At 41.8% G+C, this 16,392-nt stretch carries 14 protein-coding genes; 5 read left to right on the top strand and 9 right to left on the bottom strand.

Annotated features, from left to right (window positions below; all coding sequences use genetic code 11):
• The first annotated feature begins 94 nt into the window (after nt 1-94).
• Nucleotides 95-580, top strand: coding sequence for a VOC family protein (locus tag BCU94_RS10200; protein WP_102476324.1), 486 nt, complete (start codon nt 95-97; stop codon nt 578-580).
• Nucleotides 581-782: 202 nt separating this feature from the next.
• Here BCU94_RS10200 and BCU94_RS10195 read toward each other — a convergent pair whose 3' ends face one another.
• Nucleotides 783-1,694, bottom strand: coding sequence for a LysR family transcriptional regulator (locus BCU94_RS10195; RefSeq protein WP_102476323.1), 912 nt, complete (start codon nt 1,692-1,694; stop codon nt 783-785).
• A 144-nt stretch (nt 1,695-1,838) separates the two neighbouring features.
• Here BCU94_RS10195 and BCU94_RS10190 point away from each other — a divergent pair, with 144 nt between their 5' ends.
• The 3 genes from BCU94_RS10190 (at nt 1,839) to BCU94_RS10180 (ending at nt 4,152) form a co-directional block, all read left to right on the top strand.
• Complete coding sequence (locus BCU94_RS10190; RefSeq protein WP_102476322.1) at nt 1,839-2,300, top strand: DoxX family protein; 462 nt, start codon at nt 1,839-1,841, stop codon at nt 2,298-2,300.
• Nucleotides 2,301-2,389: 89 nt separating this feature from the next.
• Entirely contained in the window at nt 2,390-3,343 is a 954-nt protein-coding gene (locus BCU94_RS10185; RefSeq protein WP_102476321.1) for a glutathione S-transferase C-terminal domain-containing protein, read from the top strand.
• Nucleotides 3,340-4,152 carry a class III extradiol ring-cleavage dioxygenase gene (locus BCU94_RS10180; protein ID WP_102476320.1) on the top strand — a complete coding sequence of 271 codons (813 nt, stop codon included), beginning with the start codon at nt 3,340-3,342 and terminating at the stop codon, nt 4,150-4,152. The genes BCU94_RS10185 and BCU94_RS10180 overlap by 4 nt, the downstream gene beginning before the upstream one ends.
• Nucleotides 4,153-4,792: 640 nt before the next feature.
• Here the strand turns inward: BCU94_RS10180 and BCU94_RS10175 are convergent.
• From BCU94_RS10175 to BCU94_RS10155, 5 genes are all read right to left on the bottom strand, one after another.
• Nucleotides 4,793-5,179, bottom strand: a complete 387-nt coding sequence (locus BCU94_RS10175; RefSeq protein ID WP_102476319.1) for a ribosome recycling factor family protein — start codon at nt 5,177-5,179, stop codon at nt 4,793-4,795.
• Nucleotides 5,180-5,419: 240 nt separating this feature from the next.
• A complete protein-coding gene (locus BCU94_RS10170) occupies nt 5,420-6,625 on the bottom strand; it encodes an OFA family MFS transporter (protein ID WP_102438629.1) in 1,206 nt (401 codons plus the stop codon).
• Nucleotides 6,626-6,899: 274 nt separating this feature from the next.
• Entirely contained in the window at nt 6,900-7,670 is a 771-nt protein-coding gene (locus BCU94_RS10165) for a LytTR family DNA-binding domain-containing protein (protein WP_102438631.1), read from the bottom strand.
• Between the two features lie 18 nt (nt 7,671-7,688).
• Nucleotides 7,689-9,335 (bottom strand): LytS/YhcK type 5TM receptor domain-containing protein, encoded by a 1,647-nt coding sequence (locus tag BCU94_RS10160; protein ID WP_198589937.1) that lies wholly within the window; start codon nt 9,333-9,335, stop codon nt 7,689-7,691.
• Between the two features lie 140 nt (nt 9,336-9,475).
• On the bottom strand, nt 9,476-9,859 hold the full coding sequence (locus tag BCU94_RS10155; protein WP_102438632.1) for an MAPEG family protein: 384 nt from the start codon (nt 9,857-9,859) through the stop codon (nt 9,476-9,478).
• Nucleotides 9,860-10,681: 822 nt separating this feature from the next.
• Here BCU94_RS10155 and BCU94_RS10150 point away from each other — a divergent pair.
• Entirely contained in the window at nt 10,682-12,115 is a 1,434-nt protein-coding gene (locus BCU94_RS10150; protein WP_102476318.1) for a hypothetical protein, read from the top strand.
• Nucleotides 12,116-12,265: 150 nt separating this feature from the next.
• On the opposite strand, the gene BCU94_RS10145 is transcribed toward BCU94_RS10150, so the two are convergent.
• The 3 genes from BCU94_RS10145 to BCU94_RS10135 all read right to left on the bottom strand — a co-directional run bounded on the left by BCU94_RS10145 (nt 12,266) and on the right by BCU94_RS10135 (nt 16,384).
• Nucleotides 12,266-13,594, bottom strand: coding sequence for an ATP-binding protein (locus BCU94_RS10145; protein WP_102476317.1), 1,329 nt, complete (start codon nt 13,592-13,594; stop codon nt 12,266-12,268).
• Nucleotides 13,595-13,657: 63 nt separating this feature from the next.
• Entirely contained in the window at nt 13,658-15,079 is a 1,422-nt protein-coding gene (locus BCU94_RS10140) for a sigma-54 dependent transcriptional regulator (RefSeq protein WP_102476316.1), read from the bottom strand.
• 96 nt (nt 15,080-15,175) lie between these two features.
• On the bottom strand, nt 15,176-16,384 hold the full coding sequence (locus BCU94_RS10135; protein WP_102476315.1) for an FtsX-like permease family protein: 1,209 nt from the start codon (nt 16,382-16,384) through the stop codon (nt 15,176-15,178).
• Nucleotides 16,385-16,392 lie beyond the last annotated feature (8 nt).

Below are 16,392 nucleotides of genomic sequence, written 5' to 3'. Positions count from 1 at the left end.
TGATAATTTTATTAAATCATTACTTCGCCCTATACTTCTTCCATCAAAACGAACAAGCAACAACTTAGCAATTAACGTATAAAGCGAGATTATTATGAAAATGAGTCATGTAGGTATTATGGTTGGTAACATGGATAAAGCCGTCGAGTTTTATACCCAAGCATTAGGTCTTGAAATTGTCATGGGCAATTCAACAGTCATCGAAGAAAAACAAACTGCCATTGGTAGAATGTGTATTGCGGTATTTGGTGAGGGTTTTAAAGGTTTTAACATCGCCCACCTCGTCACTTCTGATGGCATCGGCTTTGAGTTATTTGAAATGAAAGACCGCGAAGAAAGACATCATGTCGACTTCACTAAAATCGGTATCTTCCATTACTCGTTAGAAACAGATGACTTTGAAGGCGTTATCGAGCGAGTTGAAAAATTCGGCGGTAAAGTCAGAATGGACATCATGCGCTATCATCCAGAAGATGATAATAAGCCTTACAAAATGGTCTATCTAGAAGACCCATTTGGAAACCTATTTGAACTGTATTCTCATTCTTATTCAGAAACTTATTCTTCTGAATACACATAAGAATTAAAGGATTTTAAAAAGCAGCTAACCGTGGTTAGCTGCTTTTTTTGTATTAGAGAAGTTTGTAGGCAAGTATTATTTAAGCGCCTAAATCACTTTTGGACAGAACCTTCTTAGGGTAATTACTTAAATTAGTGGAATACGGATAACTTTTTGTGTAGGAAATAGCGCTCAAAACAATCAAGGTCGTATGCCAACATCGTTAAAAAGCCTCATCCCAATACGGCAAATCACCATAATAATTACTGAGAAACTCGATAAATGCACTCATCTTAGTCGCAATCAGCTTACGATGCGGATACACCGCATATAGCGCCATCGGTTCTGGTTCAAACTCTTTTAGAATGACATTAAGTTTGCCCTTCTTTACCGCTTCAGATACGATAAAAGTAGGTTGAAAAACATAGCCTTCTCCCGCAATTGCTGACTCAACCAAGATATCGCCGTTGTTGCAGGATATACCGGAACTCTCCTCTTTTGACGAGAGCTTCAGTGCATGCATAAGTGGGGACTCGGATTGACTGTAATCCATGTAACTGTAGCTTAATAGATGCTCTGGAATTAGCTGATCCGGATGCTCAGGTGTTCCATGCCGTTCAAGATAGCCTGGGGAAGCACACATAACCAATCTAATCGGAGCGATACGCTTTGCAATTAAGGATGAACTCTTTAATTGTCCGATCCTCAGCGCCAGATCAAAGCCCTCTTCAACCACATCGATTTTCCGATCATTTAGCTGTAAATCGATACCTACAGCCGGATTGTGCTGCTTAAAATCCCGAATAAGTGAAGCAAGGTGTTTGGTAGCAAAAGTCACCGGTGCACTGATACGCAGCAAACCTTGCGCCTCATTCTTTAACTGCCCTATGCTCCCTTCCATGTTTTGAATACTTTCCAATATGTGCTGAACGTGTTGCACACACCGCTCGCCCGCTTCTGTAAGATGCACTTTTCTTGTCGTGCGGTTAAGCAGGCGTACCCCTAGTTGTTCCTCCAAATGCGAAACGTATTTACTCACCAACTGGTTTGACGTTCCGAGTTTCTCTGCTGCCTTGGTAAAACTACCTTCTCTAGAGACCGTGAGAAACGCCTTCATGGTGTCAATCCTATCCATTAAACAATTCCTTTTAACAAACCAATTACCAACAATACATTGGAAATCATTCAATGAAAACGCCATTTATCATCTAAATGAGAAGGAGTAATCTTGTTTCCAAGTTAAGACTTACTTGAATAAATCAACTCTGAGGGAAATACCATGAACAAGCACATGTTTAACAAAGTAATTCAATCCAATGCTGGCTTTGCGGCACTAGTACTGAGAGTTCCGGTAGGAATCGTTTTGGCTGCACATGGCGCGCAAAAGCTGTTTGGCTGGTTTGGTGGCTACGGACTTGAAGGCACTGGCCAATGGATGGCAAGCATTGGACTAGCACCCGGTTACCTAATGGCATTGATGGCTGGCAGCGCAGAATTCTTCGGGGGTTTAGCCTTGATATTTGGCCTTTTGACTCGCCCAGCGGCACTGGTCAATGCATTTGCCATGTTAGTGGCTATCTTCAGCGTGCACATCAGCCATGGCTTGTTTATCAGCAATAACGGTTACGAGTTTGCTTTGGCGTTATTCGCTGCCACTTTTGCGCTAGCCATTCAAGGTGGCGGAAAGTTTGCCATTGATAACCGCTTAAATGGCTTACTTGGCGCAACCAAAACCGCTTAAAAATAGCGTTCAGACTCGAAACAAATTAGACAAACAATAGGGACCCATGGCGTTCGATCACGGGGGACTCTTCGAAAAAAGGTAAGATTATGTTGGTAAATGGTAAGTGGGAACGCAAGTGGGATCCAGTTCAAGAGAAAGACAGTGAAGGCCGCTTCATCCGCCAAAGTAGTGCATTTACAAATCGCATTGACGATGCACAGTCAGCATTAGATAAAGGTTTACGACTCTATGCTGCTTACATTTGTCCTTGGGCAACACGCACATTAATTGCACGCACGTTGTTTAATTTAGAAGACGTGATTGACGTAAAAATCTTAGACCCAGTACTAACGGATTTCGGTTGGCATTTTGGTGGTGAATCTGATTCAACGGCAGGCTCTACAGAGAGTGGTATTGAAGGAGTGGAATATGCTCACCACCTTTATACGATGACCGACAACCAATACACAGGCCGAGCGACTGTGCCTGTACTTTGGGATTGCGGTGACAACAAAATCATCAACAACGAGTCTGCTGACATTCTTCATATTTTGAACGAAGACTTGCGACCGATTCACAATTCAGACATCAATTTGTACCCAACTGAGTTGCAGTCACAAATTGAAGAGTTTAATGCCAGCATCTACGACAGCTTAAATAATGGTGTTTACCGCGCAGGATTCGCTTCAAGCCAGAAAGCTTACGACGAAGCCATGGTTGATATTTTCGCTCGCTTAGAAGAATTGGAAACACATTTTGTGAATAACGAATTTGCCGTTGGCAACCAGCTTACAGAAAGCGACATTCGGTTATTCGTTACCTTAATTCGATTTGATGTGGCCTACCATGGCTTGTTTAAAACCAATATCAAGGCCATCTCTGACTACCCTGAGTTGTCAGCGTATTTGGGCCGCTTATTACAAATCGAAGCCTTTGCGAAAAACACTCGTGTCGATCATATTAAAGCGGGCTACTACTCGGTAACTGCGCTAAATCCATCTGGCATCATTCCTCAGGGCCCATACATGGATTGGTTTAAATATTTACCGGAGGGAGTATGAAACTGGCACCTCTGATGTTCGTTGGTCACGGTTCTCCGATGTTTGCGTTAGGCGCTAGCATCGAGGCTCAACAACAGGCTACCGATAACTTAACCCATCAAATAGCTAAATTTGATGATGTGGAAGCTATCTTAGTGATATCACCACACTGGGTTACCCGCGGTAATGTCGTTATCACCAACGATCAACCAGAAACCATTCACGACTTTGGTGGCTTTCCACCTGAATTGTACGAATTGAACTACCCTGCTGTGGGCTCACGCATTGTTGGTAATAGAGTCATCGACTTATTAACCAACAATGGTTTCGAAACCAAGGCAGACAATAACCGAGGCTGGGATCACGGTGTTTGGGTGCCGCTGCGTCATTTGCGCCCTAATGCAGACAAGCCAATAGTGCAATTGTCGTTGAATGTTGATTTGTCACCCGATGAACTAGAAAAGCTCGGTAATACCTTGAAGCAATTGCGTAAGCAGAATATTGCGGTTATCTGTTCAGGTTGCCTGACGCACAATTTGTATGACATCCGAATGAGTCATGAACGCATCGCAGATTACGCTACCAAATTCGCACTTTGGGTTAGACATGCAGCTATTGAAGGAAATTTAGCAGACGTTAAGCAACCTCACGTTAAATCAACTCATTATGCGAAGTCACACCCTACCTCTGAGCATTATTTGCCATTGATTATTGCAATGGCAGCAAAAGATGGCGCTGATAATCTTACGGTATTGGAAAGCCCAATCTTGCATTACTCTATCTCAATGGAGAGTTATGTTTGGTCTCAGTGTGCAATAACATTACTTTAGTTTGGGAAAATAGCAGCAACCAAGATAGGCGTAAATTGCAAGGATAACACCGAATGGGGCATAAATGCGTTACAGCCACCAACTTTATACTTCGTTTATATTGGCTCTTTTTCAGTAGTCCATTACTTCAGTTTAATCTATTGCCTGCCGCAGGTGCTATATAGAATATACGAATGTCGCGATCACATAGTCAATGATGTTCCCTACATCATAATGACATCTAACCCATATCCCTATGGGTTAGATGTGAAACAGCGACCTTATGTGCAGATACAACTGCGAGACGCTGCACTCTTTATATAAGTCAAAAGGCCCATAAACTTTGCCACAACAAATGCCTGTTTTGGTCATATTTGTTCCCGACAAATAATGACTGTTCCCGCCATCCTTGGCAGTCAGAAGCTTGCTGCTGCATCTACACAGGGGTTATTATCTCTTCGATTTGACTGCATTCGTGGCAATAAAAGAGCTAACGTTAGAAATCTATAACATTAAAAGTCTAAAAGACTCAATTTGAATTGAGGTCATCGAGACTCTTTATTCCGAGAACTCGTGAGCTTGGCATGGAAGCCAATTCAAATTGTAATACTTCATCTAAACAGCAACATTGCCCTGCTTATAACACCTTAAAGCATCATCACTAAGAGTCAGCCTCAAAACGAGCCACTCTGGCTTCAACCTCTGTGCAGCCGGTGCTTTGTATCAACTCAGCTAAGGTGGTACTCGGGCGTTCAGTGAGCAGGCGCACCAGTTTTACGGCTAATGGTTCTAACTTGTCACTATGTTCAAGCAGTGCGATGTTTAGCTTTTTTATCAGGTAGGCAAACTCATTATTAGTTTGCCCTGATAACTGTGCGGCAAAAGACTGAATATTAATGGCATCTCCCACGAGTTGCCAATTGCGAGAACGACGCACTCGCTTAAGCTCACAACCATATTGCGTAGCCATATCTTTAGCCTGCTTGGCGGCGCTGCCACCGATGCGATGAATAAGCGAAGGCAGTGCAATGGTGATATCTTCATTCATAGGAGGATTGGTTAATACTCATTGAGGGCCTTTGATTAATAATGAATCATACCCCAATAACACCAATCTAAACATGAGAAAGCAGCTTGGCGAGTTAAAGTGCACTACTTTTTCAAAGACTTAAGCTGACCTGTTTAAGTTCAGATAAAAAAACGCCGCATTGCTGCGGCGTAAAGGAGGTTGGAACGAAAAAAGCTTAACGCTATATTCAGACCTCTTGGCCCAATAGCGTAATTAAAACTAGCTAGCCATGGCTAAAGAAGGCTTGTTTTCTGGTAACTTCACCATGAAAGAGATGACGGTTGATAATACGATAAGTCCTAGCATTAAGTAGAAAGTCGGAACAAAGCCACCAAATAACGAAGCGACAATAGAGCCAATGATGCTGCCGATACCAAAGCCAAGATAAATAAAGCCATAAATTTTGGTTAAGTTGTTAAGGCCAAAGAAGTCACTCACTAGCGATGGGAACACAGTAATGGTGCCACCAAAACTAAAGGCGATACAGGCAACGGCTAAGTAAAAGCTCCACGCATTTAAGTGAACAAATAACAGTGAACCGACACCCGCTAAACATACAATAAGCGCAATGCTGATGACTTTCATGCGATCCATTTTGTCAGATAACACACCAAGAACTAAACGACCTGAAAGGTTAGCCACCGCAATCACTGCCACTGCAGATGCTGCTGTTGCCATACTTAAATGTACGTAACCTTCGCCAATGTCTTTTGCCACACCAATCACGTATAAGCCACTCATACAGATGGTTAAAAAGATTAATGCTAGTACCCAAAACTGTGATGATTTCATTGCTTGCGCCAGTGTAAAGTCTCTGTTTGCAACGCTGTTTTCTGCGGTTGAGACTTCTTGAAGGGGGGCATCTTTCATCATTAATCCACCCGCAATGACTAGCACCATGGCAATCACAGCCCATGTATCAAATGTCATCGCCAAACCTGAATGGGTCAGCATATACATGTTGATGTATTTAAAGCCTAAACTGCCAAGGCCATAAGCACCAATAGCACAAGCAGACACTAAACCTTTACGTTCAGGGAATAATTTAACGCAGTTAGATAGGCTCATTAGGTAACCGGTACCATCAGCAAAACCCACTAACAGGCCACCACATACATATAGCATTAATAGGCTATCTGCATGCGCAGTAAGAAATAAGCTCGCGCCGATTAATAGCCCAGCACCAATGGTGACATTACGAACCCCAAAGCGCTCTTGTAACTTGCCTGACACTGACGAGGCCACGGCTAGTGATAAACTTAAAATACCGAAAGTAAACGCCACATTACTCACTGGAAGCGACAGTTTCTCAGCTAACGGGGCATTGAATAAGCTCCATGTGTATACCGAACCCAAGGCGAACTGCGCCAAAATGGTACCAATAAGCGTCATAATACGCGCTCGGTTTGATATTTGTGCTGACATAGTGTCACTCTCCACAGCAATAATTAATGATTAATTTAACAATATGGTGGTCAAAATACGGCTTTTTGAGAGGAAGACAAGAGTCTGAATTAACTAAAACATGAGCTGTAAAATAGCGGCATCAAATGCAATATATCGGCATGAAATGCATTTATGGGGGTTAAATGCTGAGTGAGCTTATCTGCAGTAGCAAGGGTGGTTGTATCGTTTTTTGAGTCGTCTTTATGGGTAGGCGGTGTTGAATAGTTCGTTAGCTAGCCAATGACAGCAGCGGTTATAAGTTCATCAGTGCTCGAAAGGTTTTTATGTTACTGCGACTCACCAGCACTTCACCGTCAATATCGCGCAGTTTTAACAGATAGGTGCTATTGGTCCAAGGGATGATCTCACGAATTTTATCGATATTAATGCAATAGGATCGATGGCAGCGAAAAAACGATTCGCTCGGTAAACGTTCCATCAAATCAGTAATGGTATAAGGCACATGAAACACCCCTTCGCGAGTATATACCTCAGTGATTTTTTCGTTGGCAACCGCATAATAAATATCATTAATATAGCTGACCACAATGCGGTTATTTTGGGTTAAATTAATGGTCTGATTAAGGCTGCTGGCCTTAGGCTTGGGCTTGTCGGTATTCACTGGCAAAGACTCGACATTGATATCTGCCGCTGGTAGGTGTTTTTGAGCTTGCTCAAGTTTTTGCAACACCCCAATAGCCCGCTGCTCATTAAAAGGCTTGAGCAAATAATCAAATGCTTCTAACTCAAAGGCATCTGCGGCGTGCTCTTTATAGGCAGTCACAAACACGATATGCGGCTTTTCAGAAAATTGATGAATGTTTCTCGCCAATAACATACCGTCAATGGATGGAATATTAATATCAAGAAATATCACATCCACTTTATTGCTTTGCAGGTATTTAAAAGCTTCAAGACCATCATCGAAGGTCGCTACCACTTCAATCTGACTATGGGTTGCGATCAAATAAATCAGCTCTTCTCGTGCTAGGTATTCATCTTCTACAATCAAGGCTTTTAACATAGCTCCCCCTATAGTCTTCTAATGAATGAAAAAAGACATCTCAGTGCCTTTTGTCAATGCAGTAATCTCTAAGCCAGCACCATAGAGTAGCTTTAACCTTTGGTGTACATTCATCAAGCCGATGCTCGTGCTGTCTATGGTTCCTTGGTGCAACTTATCAATCAAAGCCGGATCGATGCCAACCCCAGTATCACGAATGGTAATTTTCACCCGATCATCTTGCTGCTTTTTAACCGTAATCAGCACCTCACCAGGATAAGACGCAGGCTGAATGCCATGTAAAATGGCATTTTCCACCAGCGGCTGTATCAGTAAGCTTGGCACACAAGTGTGTACATCATCAATATCAAAGCTGACGGTTAATTTAGGCCCAAATCTCGCCTGCTCAATCGCGGCATAATCCCGCACCTGTTGCAGCTCTTCTTGGATATCTATCAGCTCATCAGTGTGATCTAAATTAAAGCGCAAAAAATCCGCTAGTTTGGCGATCAATTCTCGAGCTTGCTGAGGCCGAATACGTATTAACGTAGAGATAGCATTGAGGGCGTTAAATAAAAAATGCGGATTAATTTTACTTTGCAGCGCCGAAAACTCTGCTTTTGAGGCCATGGTTTTTAACTGTTCGATGCGCGACACTTCCATTTGGGTAGAAATCAGCTGCGATAATCCCACCGCCATTTCCCGCAGTGAAGACTTAATTTGATAAGGCTCACGGTAAAATATTTTTAAGGTACCAGTAACGACATTGTTCTCCATTAATGGAATGATTAACAATGAATGAAAGTCATGGGCATCAAGGTTATTGCTAATAATTTGTTTGCCTGTGGCAACGGCTTGCTCGGTCATCTCGTTAATTTTATTGTGGGGCTCTAGGTAGTTTTCTTGACCTATACCCACATAAGCCAGTACTGAGGTGGTATCAGTTATCGCCACCACATCCGCTTGTGTATCAAGGCGGATGATCTGGCAAACCGCAATTAACGACTGACGATCATTTTGACGAAAATAAGGTAAGGTTTTATTGGCAATATCTAAGGCCAATTTTGCCTGCTGCGCAGCAATCCAATCTTTTTCATCGTCAATATCTTGCACTAACTTGATAATCAGCCCAATGGACACAGTGCCCAATATCATCGGCAAACCAATGTGACGCACAATCACCATTGCCTGCTCATAATCATCTGAAAACACCACAATCAGCACCATGGTCAGCACCTCGCAGATAACCCCCGCTAAAATGCCATACCAGGTATAGTGTTTTTTATCGACACCGACATGTATCCAACTTGCCAGAAAACCTGCAAAAATACTCGATATTAAACAGGCGGTTGAAGTCGCGCCATCAAGATCAATTAAGTAACGATGCAGCCCTGAGATGATACCTGCTGGGATCCCCACCCAAGGGCCAAAAAGGATACCGCCAGATAACACTGCAATAATACGCACATTAACCAAGGAGCCATCGACCTCAATGCCGGTGTAGGTGCTCATAACCGCAAATAAAGTAAATAACAGCGACATCATCGCCATCTCAATCGGTTTTCGATTTGGTTTGGTGATGATTTTTTGAAAGCTGCGGGTGCGAGTAAGCAAAAACAGCAGCATCAGCATTAAGGCTGCCCGTTCAAATACGGCGATTAACATCATTAATTGCTCGGTATACATAGCAGCGCCTCTAATAAACCCAATTGATAGCAATAGGTATAAGAATTATATGATGAAATTTTTACAATGCCAGTATTTGACCTTAAAGGTAAATTGTAGAAAGGTTTATATCGATTAAAGAAGTTTAAAATTTTCCAAGCTTAAAAAGCTTGCCAAAAAATGCCAAATGAACAGAAAATTGCCACAAACCAAGCCAGTGAGCGCATAGTTGATAAGCCCTTTAAGTACAGCAAGTGATAGCTCACTCTAGCAACCACATGCACCATAGCTAACGTCGAAACAGTAGCATTAACATTATCAGTTGCGATCGCGGTTAAACTGCATAAACCAAAAACGATCAAAGATTCAAAGGCGTTTTGATGCCCTGCTAGTGCTCTTGCGCCAAAACCGGTTAACTTGGCTTGCTGTGCCCGCGGATGTGCATTGTCATAACCGCCGAGTTTTGCCATTGCCACAGCAACTGGCCCCTTGGCTAAATAGGGTAATAAGATTGTGATAAACAGACAAATCAGTAACGTTTGCATAAAAGCAGCCCGAGTAAGTTAAGGTCATTAATTACTAGTAAATCATTAATTACTTTTTAAGCCCAATGTTTTATTCAGCTAATGTTTTATAAATAATTGATTACCCATGGACCATTCCACCCTGTAAAACCGTTACTACTAACTTATGCACAGTCATCAGAATTTATTTTAAACAAAGTGATTCATTATTAAGCCTTTAAAATCAGAAACACACCTTGGTTAAATTAGCTGTCAGTCATAACAGCCTAGTAACAGCTTCACCAATGCAACTGATACAGCGCCCTGATTGAGGTTACTAAAGGTAATCCTCCAGCAATGAACCCCAGCCTACTGACAGCATAAATCTAACCATTTTATGCACAATATCGATAAGTTATACTTTAGCTAAATTCTTTAGCTCAAAGCTTTAGATCAAAGCTTTAGATCAAAGCTTTAGCTGAGTGCTCTGTTCACTGCAATTTGAGCCACTGTCACGATCGCAACCCTTCACGCGTTCAGGGTTTGTCAGTCATTGCTAATAAATAGATAAACCATTGGCAGATTACGACTCTAATACTCGCCACCCTAGCTGTATCATTATCAAACAATAACAGTTGTTTTTATGCACATTTTTTAACTACTTATTCCTAAAAATCTTTTGACACCTTTGTTAATGAATTGTTAAGTTAGAGCTTGTACTCCAGCTGATAATGAATTGGAGTGACAAAAATAACCTCATGAAAAAGAAGGCTAATTGATTAGTTACTTTTAACCATCGTGTATGTAATGACGTTTATTTCGTGATGGATAATAATAAAAACACCCACAAGGAAGCGCTAAATTATGAACAGATTACTGGTTCTCATTTTACTCTTTGTCAGTTTACAAGTTTCAGCTAAATCGTTACCACCGATACTCGATCATCTGCCTGTGTGCACGCCAACAGTGATCGATGGCATCTATGTGGAAAATACCCTTAAAAATAGCTCAAATGATAAATTAATAGAAACTAGCTTTCGCCTGATCCAGAAAAAAGCCAAACAAAAGCGGGTCGATGCCGTCATTATTACTAATTTAATTGAAGCCAATAAAATTATTATCACTGCTGACTTAATTGATTTTTGCGACGAAGATGACCGGTTATCTTCGGTGAAAACTGCTTATAATCAACTTAGTCGTAAACCCATTAGCTTTAAAAAACCGGCGCCAGCCACTAAGGTTTCAACAGCAGCAACGACCAATCGCATTGCAGCTAAACCCAAAACGACCACTGCGCCACAAGTCACTTTAGCGCAGTCACAAATTAGCCCTGCGATTACAATACTGTCAGAAAAAGAATTATCTAGCCTTGCAAGAGAAGCAAGCTTTCCTTCAACTAATGTGACTCTATCTAGCGCCTACGGGGTTAGCATTGATGATTCAACCCAACGTCTGATTGAATTACTAGGTCCTGCCAGCGCTTTATTTACCCTAAAAGATCAATCCCAAGCATGGCTATATGGCCGCGAGCTGTGGTTTATTATCGACAACAATAAAATTCAGCAAATATCCTATAAAGATCGCTCATTACTTAACTACAATGGCAAAAATTTAATTAGCTACAACGAAAGGTTTGATAATAACTGGCTGATTGATGATAAAGCCGGATACCGTGATGAAGTACTGCAAGTGCGCAATAAGCTTGATTATTTAAAGCAAACCAGTACTGAAGAATATATCGTCTCCAATCATAAAAACTTACTGACGTTAGAGTTTGATGAGTTTTCTTCTATCACCAGCGATGAGCCTGAATTACTGCTCACAGGTTTCACCTTTAAATCAAGAAAATACAGCCGTGATAATGATGAGATATTATTTTCGGAGCTCAATACCCAAAAGTTAACTGAAGTACTTTTACCTACTGAGAACAATCAACCCAGCACGCTCGATGCGCTAGTTAACCGTTTTGTGCCTAATGTTATTCAATTTTCAAACAACGGCGTTTGGAGTTTACTGTCAAAAAATGTGCAGGTTAAGCATTACAATAATGTCATTCAAAAAGTAAAACTCTCTGAGAGTATTAACTACCCTATTGAGTCTGATGAGCAGTTTATGGCTTATTTAAAATCCATTAATATCCCAGCCACCCGTGAAGCTATGTTGGCACACTTTAGCGATCAAGCCAGTGCATGGTATGAGATCATTAATGTCGAAAGTGATGACTTTGTATTAAAAGCCGAGTTCACTTCAGAAGATGATGATGCGATGTTGATTTCATTGGAAGTTGAGTATTTATAAACAGCTCTTATACGTAGCACTTATCAATAACAATCATCACTCGCTTAAACAGTGATATTGTTATTAATACTATGATTAACACTTCAAAAAAGCCCAATAGAGACTATCTATTGGGCTTTCTTTATTCTTACCGTTATTAACTAAGTACGACTACTCATTTGGCAGCCACAATTTAACGCTTAAGCCTTTCTCTTTACGATTTTGCATGGTGATATGGCCACCATGAGCTTCAACTATTTCGCGGCATAAGGGTAAGCCAATGCCAGTGCCCGATTGTTTAGTTGAATAAAACGGTAATAAGGCTTGAGATAACACCTCGCTAGACATGCCTAAACCGTTATCTTCAATGGTGATCATCACCCCAGTAAGCGGATGACTGACCTCTAGAAACGCCATAGTGACTCCGTCTTTATCAGTCCCAGATTCATGGGCATTTTTAAGTAGGTTTATTAGCGCCTGTTCTAATTGCACACAGTCTAAGGCAATGGCTTGTTGCGGCAATGCTGAAGTTAAACTGAACCGATACTGCTGGTCTAACTGCTCGATTAAATTGTCCCAATTAACTGGCGATCTTTTAGGTAAAGGCAGCTTAGCGAATTGGGCATAATGGGAAATAAATTGGCTTAAATGGGCGGTGCGATTTTCAATGGTATCGAATATCAGCGCTAATCTTTCATTATCAAAATCTTTAGTGAGTACTCTGCCAGAATTGACCATTGAAGCAATAGGCGCCACAGAGTTATTCAACTCATGACTGATAATGCGGATGACTTTTTTCCACACCGCTACTTCTTGGCGATTAAGTTCTTTGGTTAATTGTTTAAGTAAAATTAAATGGTGACGTTGATTATTTTGATTAAATTGCCCACGGGAGATATGCCATGTTTCGATTTCACCCGCGCTATCATCGCTTAACCCTTCGCCATTGGCATCAATGGAAAACAAGCCTTCATGTTCACTCTCTAATGCCTGCTTTAACGCGCTTGGTAACACTGCAATCAGCTCTGAAAGCAACATACCTTCAATTCTAATCCCCTGATTAAATAAGTGTCTGGCAGCATCGTTAGCATAAATAATGCGTTGATTATCATCCACCAGCAACATGATGTTAGGCGAGTTTTGTATCACTTTATCGAGCATTAATTCACGCTGATAAATAAACTGCCGCTCTTTTCGCAGCTTGGCCGAGGCTTGATTGTATAAATCAGCCAGTTCATTCAGTTGCGGCTCAGCATATTCAGGTAATGACACACTAAATTCATTATCTTTAAAGTTGAGTAAGCCGACTTCTAATGCTTGTAAGCTTTCGCCCAGTTGACGAGTCAGGTACATACTGATGAGAAAACACAGGCCCAAGCTCACAACCACCGCGGCCCATACTGACTCATCCCCAAGCCATTGCCACAGACCGTAAGCCAGCAACAATGACACTAGGGTGCAGGCTAAATTTGACAGTACCAGTTTGTTCCGTAGGCTCATTTAAGGTTTGTTCTCTAAGTTGATTTTCATAATGGTTTTCCATAACCACACTGCTGAGCAAAATTACTTATTCACTGACAAGCCATATTTTTCCATCCGCCTGTACAGTGCTTGGCGGCTTAACCCCAGTGCTTTAGCGACTCTGGATATTACCCCATTGTGCGCCACTAACGCTTGTTCAATTTGTTGCTTATCAGGCTCTACAGTGGTGTTTGTCGACGTAACTGTGTGGTCTTGAGTAGGAAACTCTTTAGTAAGAGGTACGTTGTGCGATGAAGTCTTTGTTAGTGCATTCTGCTCTGTCAGCGTTTGCAACATTGACAACCCTAAATCAGCACTGCTTAATTGTGATGTCTTAGCCAGTAATACCGCCCTTTTACAGACATTTTCAAGCTCACGTACATTGCCCGACCAAGGATGATTTAACAGCGCTTGCTGTGCCTGTTTATCAAAACTAAATGTCTCCCCGACAAAGAAACTGGCTAAAGGTAAGATGTCATCAATACGCTGATTAAGCGGCGCTAACGCTAGTTCAATAACATTTAAGCGATAAAATAAATCTTCTCTGAATTGCCCATTGGCAATATCTTCAGCTAAATCAGCATTGGTGGCGCTGATGACACGGACATTCACTTTTCGAGTTTGATGGCTACCTAAACGTTCAAACTCGCCAGTTTGTAATACCCGCAATAACTTCACTTGCCCTGATAAAGGCAAGTTACCAATTTCATCTAAAAATAAAGTGCCACCATCCGCCGCTTCAAAACGGCCTATCCGCGTTTTATTGGCGCCAGTAAAAGCGCCCGCTTCAGCGCCAAACAGTTCAGCTTCCAATAAGTCCATTGGCAAGGCGCCAATGTTCACTTTTATAAATGGTTTACTTTTTAACAATGAATTTGCTTGGACGATATCAGCAATTTTATCTTTACCTGCGCCATTGGGGCCAGTGATCATCACCGACACATCAGAGCGCGCCACTTGCAGTGCTAAGTCAATGCAACGTTGCATGGCGCCGCTGCCAAACACCATACCGCACAAGTCAGCGTCTTTAATGGCGCTCATGCGTTCAGAATCAACCCGAGACAATTGATTATTCTGTTTTGAAAGGTGATAAATCGACAGTAAATTGCTGATGCTATTGAGCAACTTGGCATCATCCCAAGGTTTACCCATGTAATCAGCAGCCCCAGCTTTCACCAGCTCAACCGCGGTTTCTAGCTGAGTCCAGGCGGTCATTAAGATGATAGGTAAATTGGGTTGTTGTTCACGTAAGGTATAGAACAGCTGGCGGCCTTCTTCACCTGAGGTGGTGTCCTGGGTGAAGTTCATATCCTGAATAACCAGGCTGATATCTTGCTCTGCCACAATCTGTAAAGCTTGCTCTGGGGTTTCGCAGCTTAATGATTTATAGCCATGAATATCCAACATTAATGTCAGAGCGCTACAAATGGCATGATTATCATCAACGACTAAAATACTATCCATGTGTGTTCATTGTTCTCTTTTTTAGGGATACCCTTATGGGGTTCAAACTACCGTAAAATAGCCTCGTTTACGAGGGTATCTTACGGTACATTTGCTCTACACGCTGCGGGTGGCCATTGCAGGTGAAATACTTGAGGCGCGAACGGCAGGAATAATAACCGCGAGAGTCGTCACCACCAATAAACCCAAGGCTGCAGAAATTGGATAAACACTGGGCAGCATAGGCAGGCTATATAGCGTCATTAATTGTTGGCCTAACTGCATCGCCAGTAAGCCCCCGATAATGCCGCCAGCAATACAAATTAAATAATTTTCAACCATAAAATAACTGACTATATCGCGCTTTTTAGCCCCTAATGCACGGCGAGTACCAATCTGTTTAGTGCGGCGCTGAATGTTAAACATCACCATTCCCGTCAAGCCTAATGCAGTAATCAATAGCAATAGCACCACCATCATACTCAGCACTGTCGCCATTAAACGGTGATTACTATAGGTCTGTTTTTTAAGGTCTGACAGCGATGAAAAGTTATCAATAACCCGATTAGGGTTTTCTGCATGGAACGCCTTTTTAATGATCGCTTCCAAATCTGCTATATGCTCAGGTAGTGCTCTTACCATATAGGTCTTATTAGTACTCTGACCACCAAAATCAATATTTTGCATCACACTGTATTCAAAATTTGGGTTATCTACCCAAGCCCCTTGCAGCTTTTCAATCACCCCGATTATTTCAATGGGCGTCTCACCTTGATACATGACTTTACCCACGGGTGATTCATCGCCCCAAAACTCTTTAGCTAAAGGCTGAGACACCATGGCTAACATACCGCTGTCATCTAAGCTGGTATTCATTTCTTCAGGCCTAAAATTACGCCCTTCTATGAGTTTAGCTCCCATGGTGTTTAACAGATGATCGCTACCTAAATAAAAGGCAAAACCAGGCGTTATTTTAGCAGTATCACTATCTGGTCCATCGTTATATATGTCCATCCAACCACTATCACTTAACGGCATCATATTCGTTGATGACGCATCAATCACATTAGGCAAACTGCGCAATATTTGCTGGTCAATTTTGTTCTGCTCAATATTATTAATTGCGGGGTCAAAGTTATAAACATTAAAGCTAAAGATTTGCTCTTCAGCGTAACCTGAGTCGCGCTGCATCATGGTTAAGCGTTCATGAATAATAAAACTGGCATTAGCCACAATCGCTACTGAAAGCATGATTTGCAGTAACAACAGAACTGGCGCGCTCTTACTGCGCAATAAACTCGATATAATCGGTTTGATATGTAACATGTCGAATT

The organism is Shewanella sp. 10N.286.52.C2, assembly GCF_002874545.1.
Classification (GTDB): domain Bacteria; phylum Pseudomonadota; class Gammaproteobacteria; order Enterobacterales; family Shewanellaceae; genus Shewanella.
The sequence above is the reverse complement of the archived record's forward strand: the minus strand, read 5'-3'. Positions and strand labels throughout refer to the sequence as shown.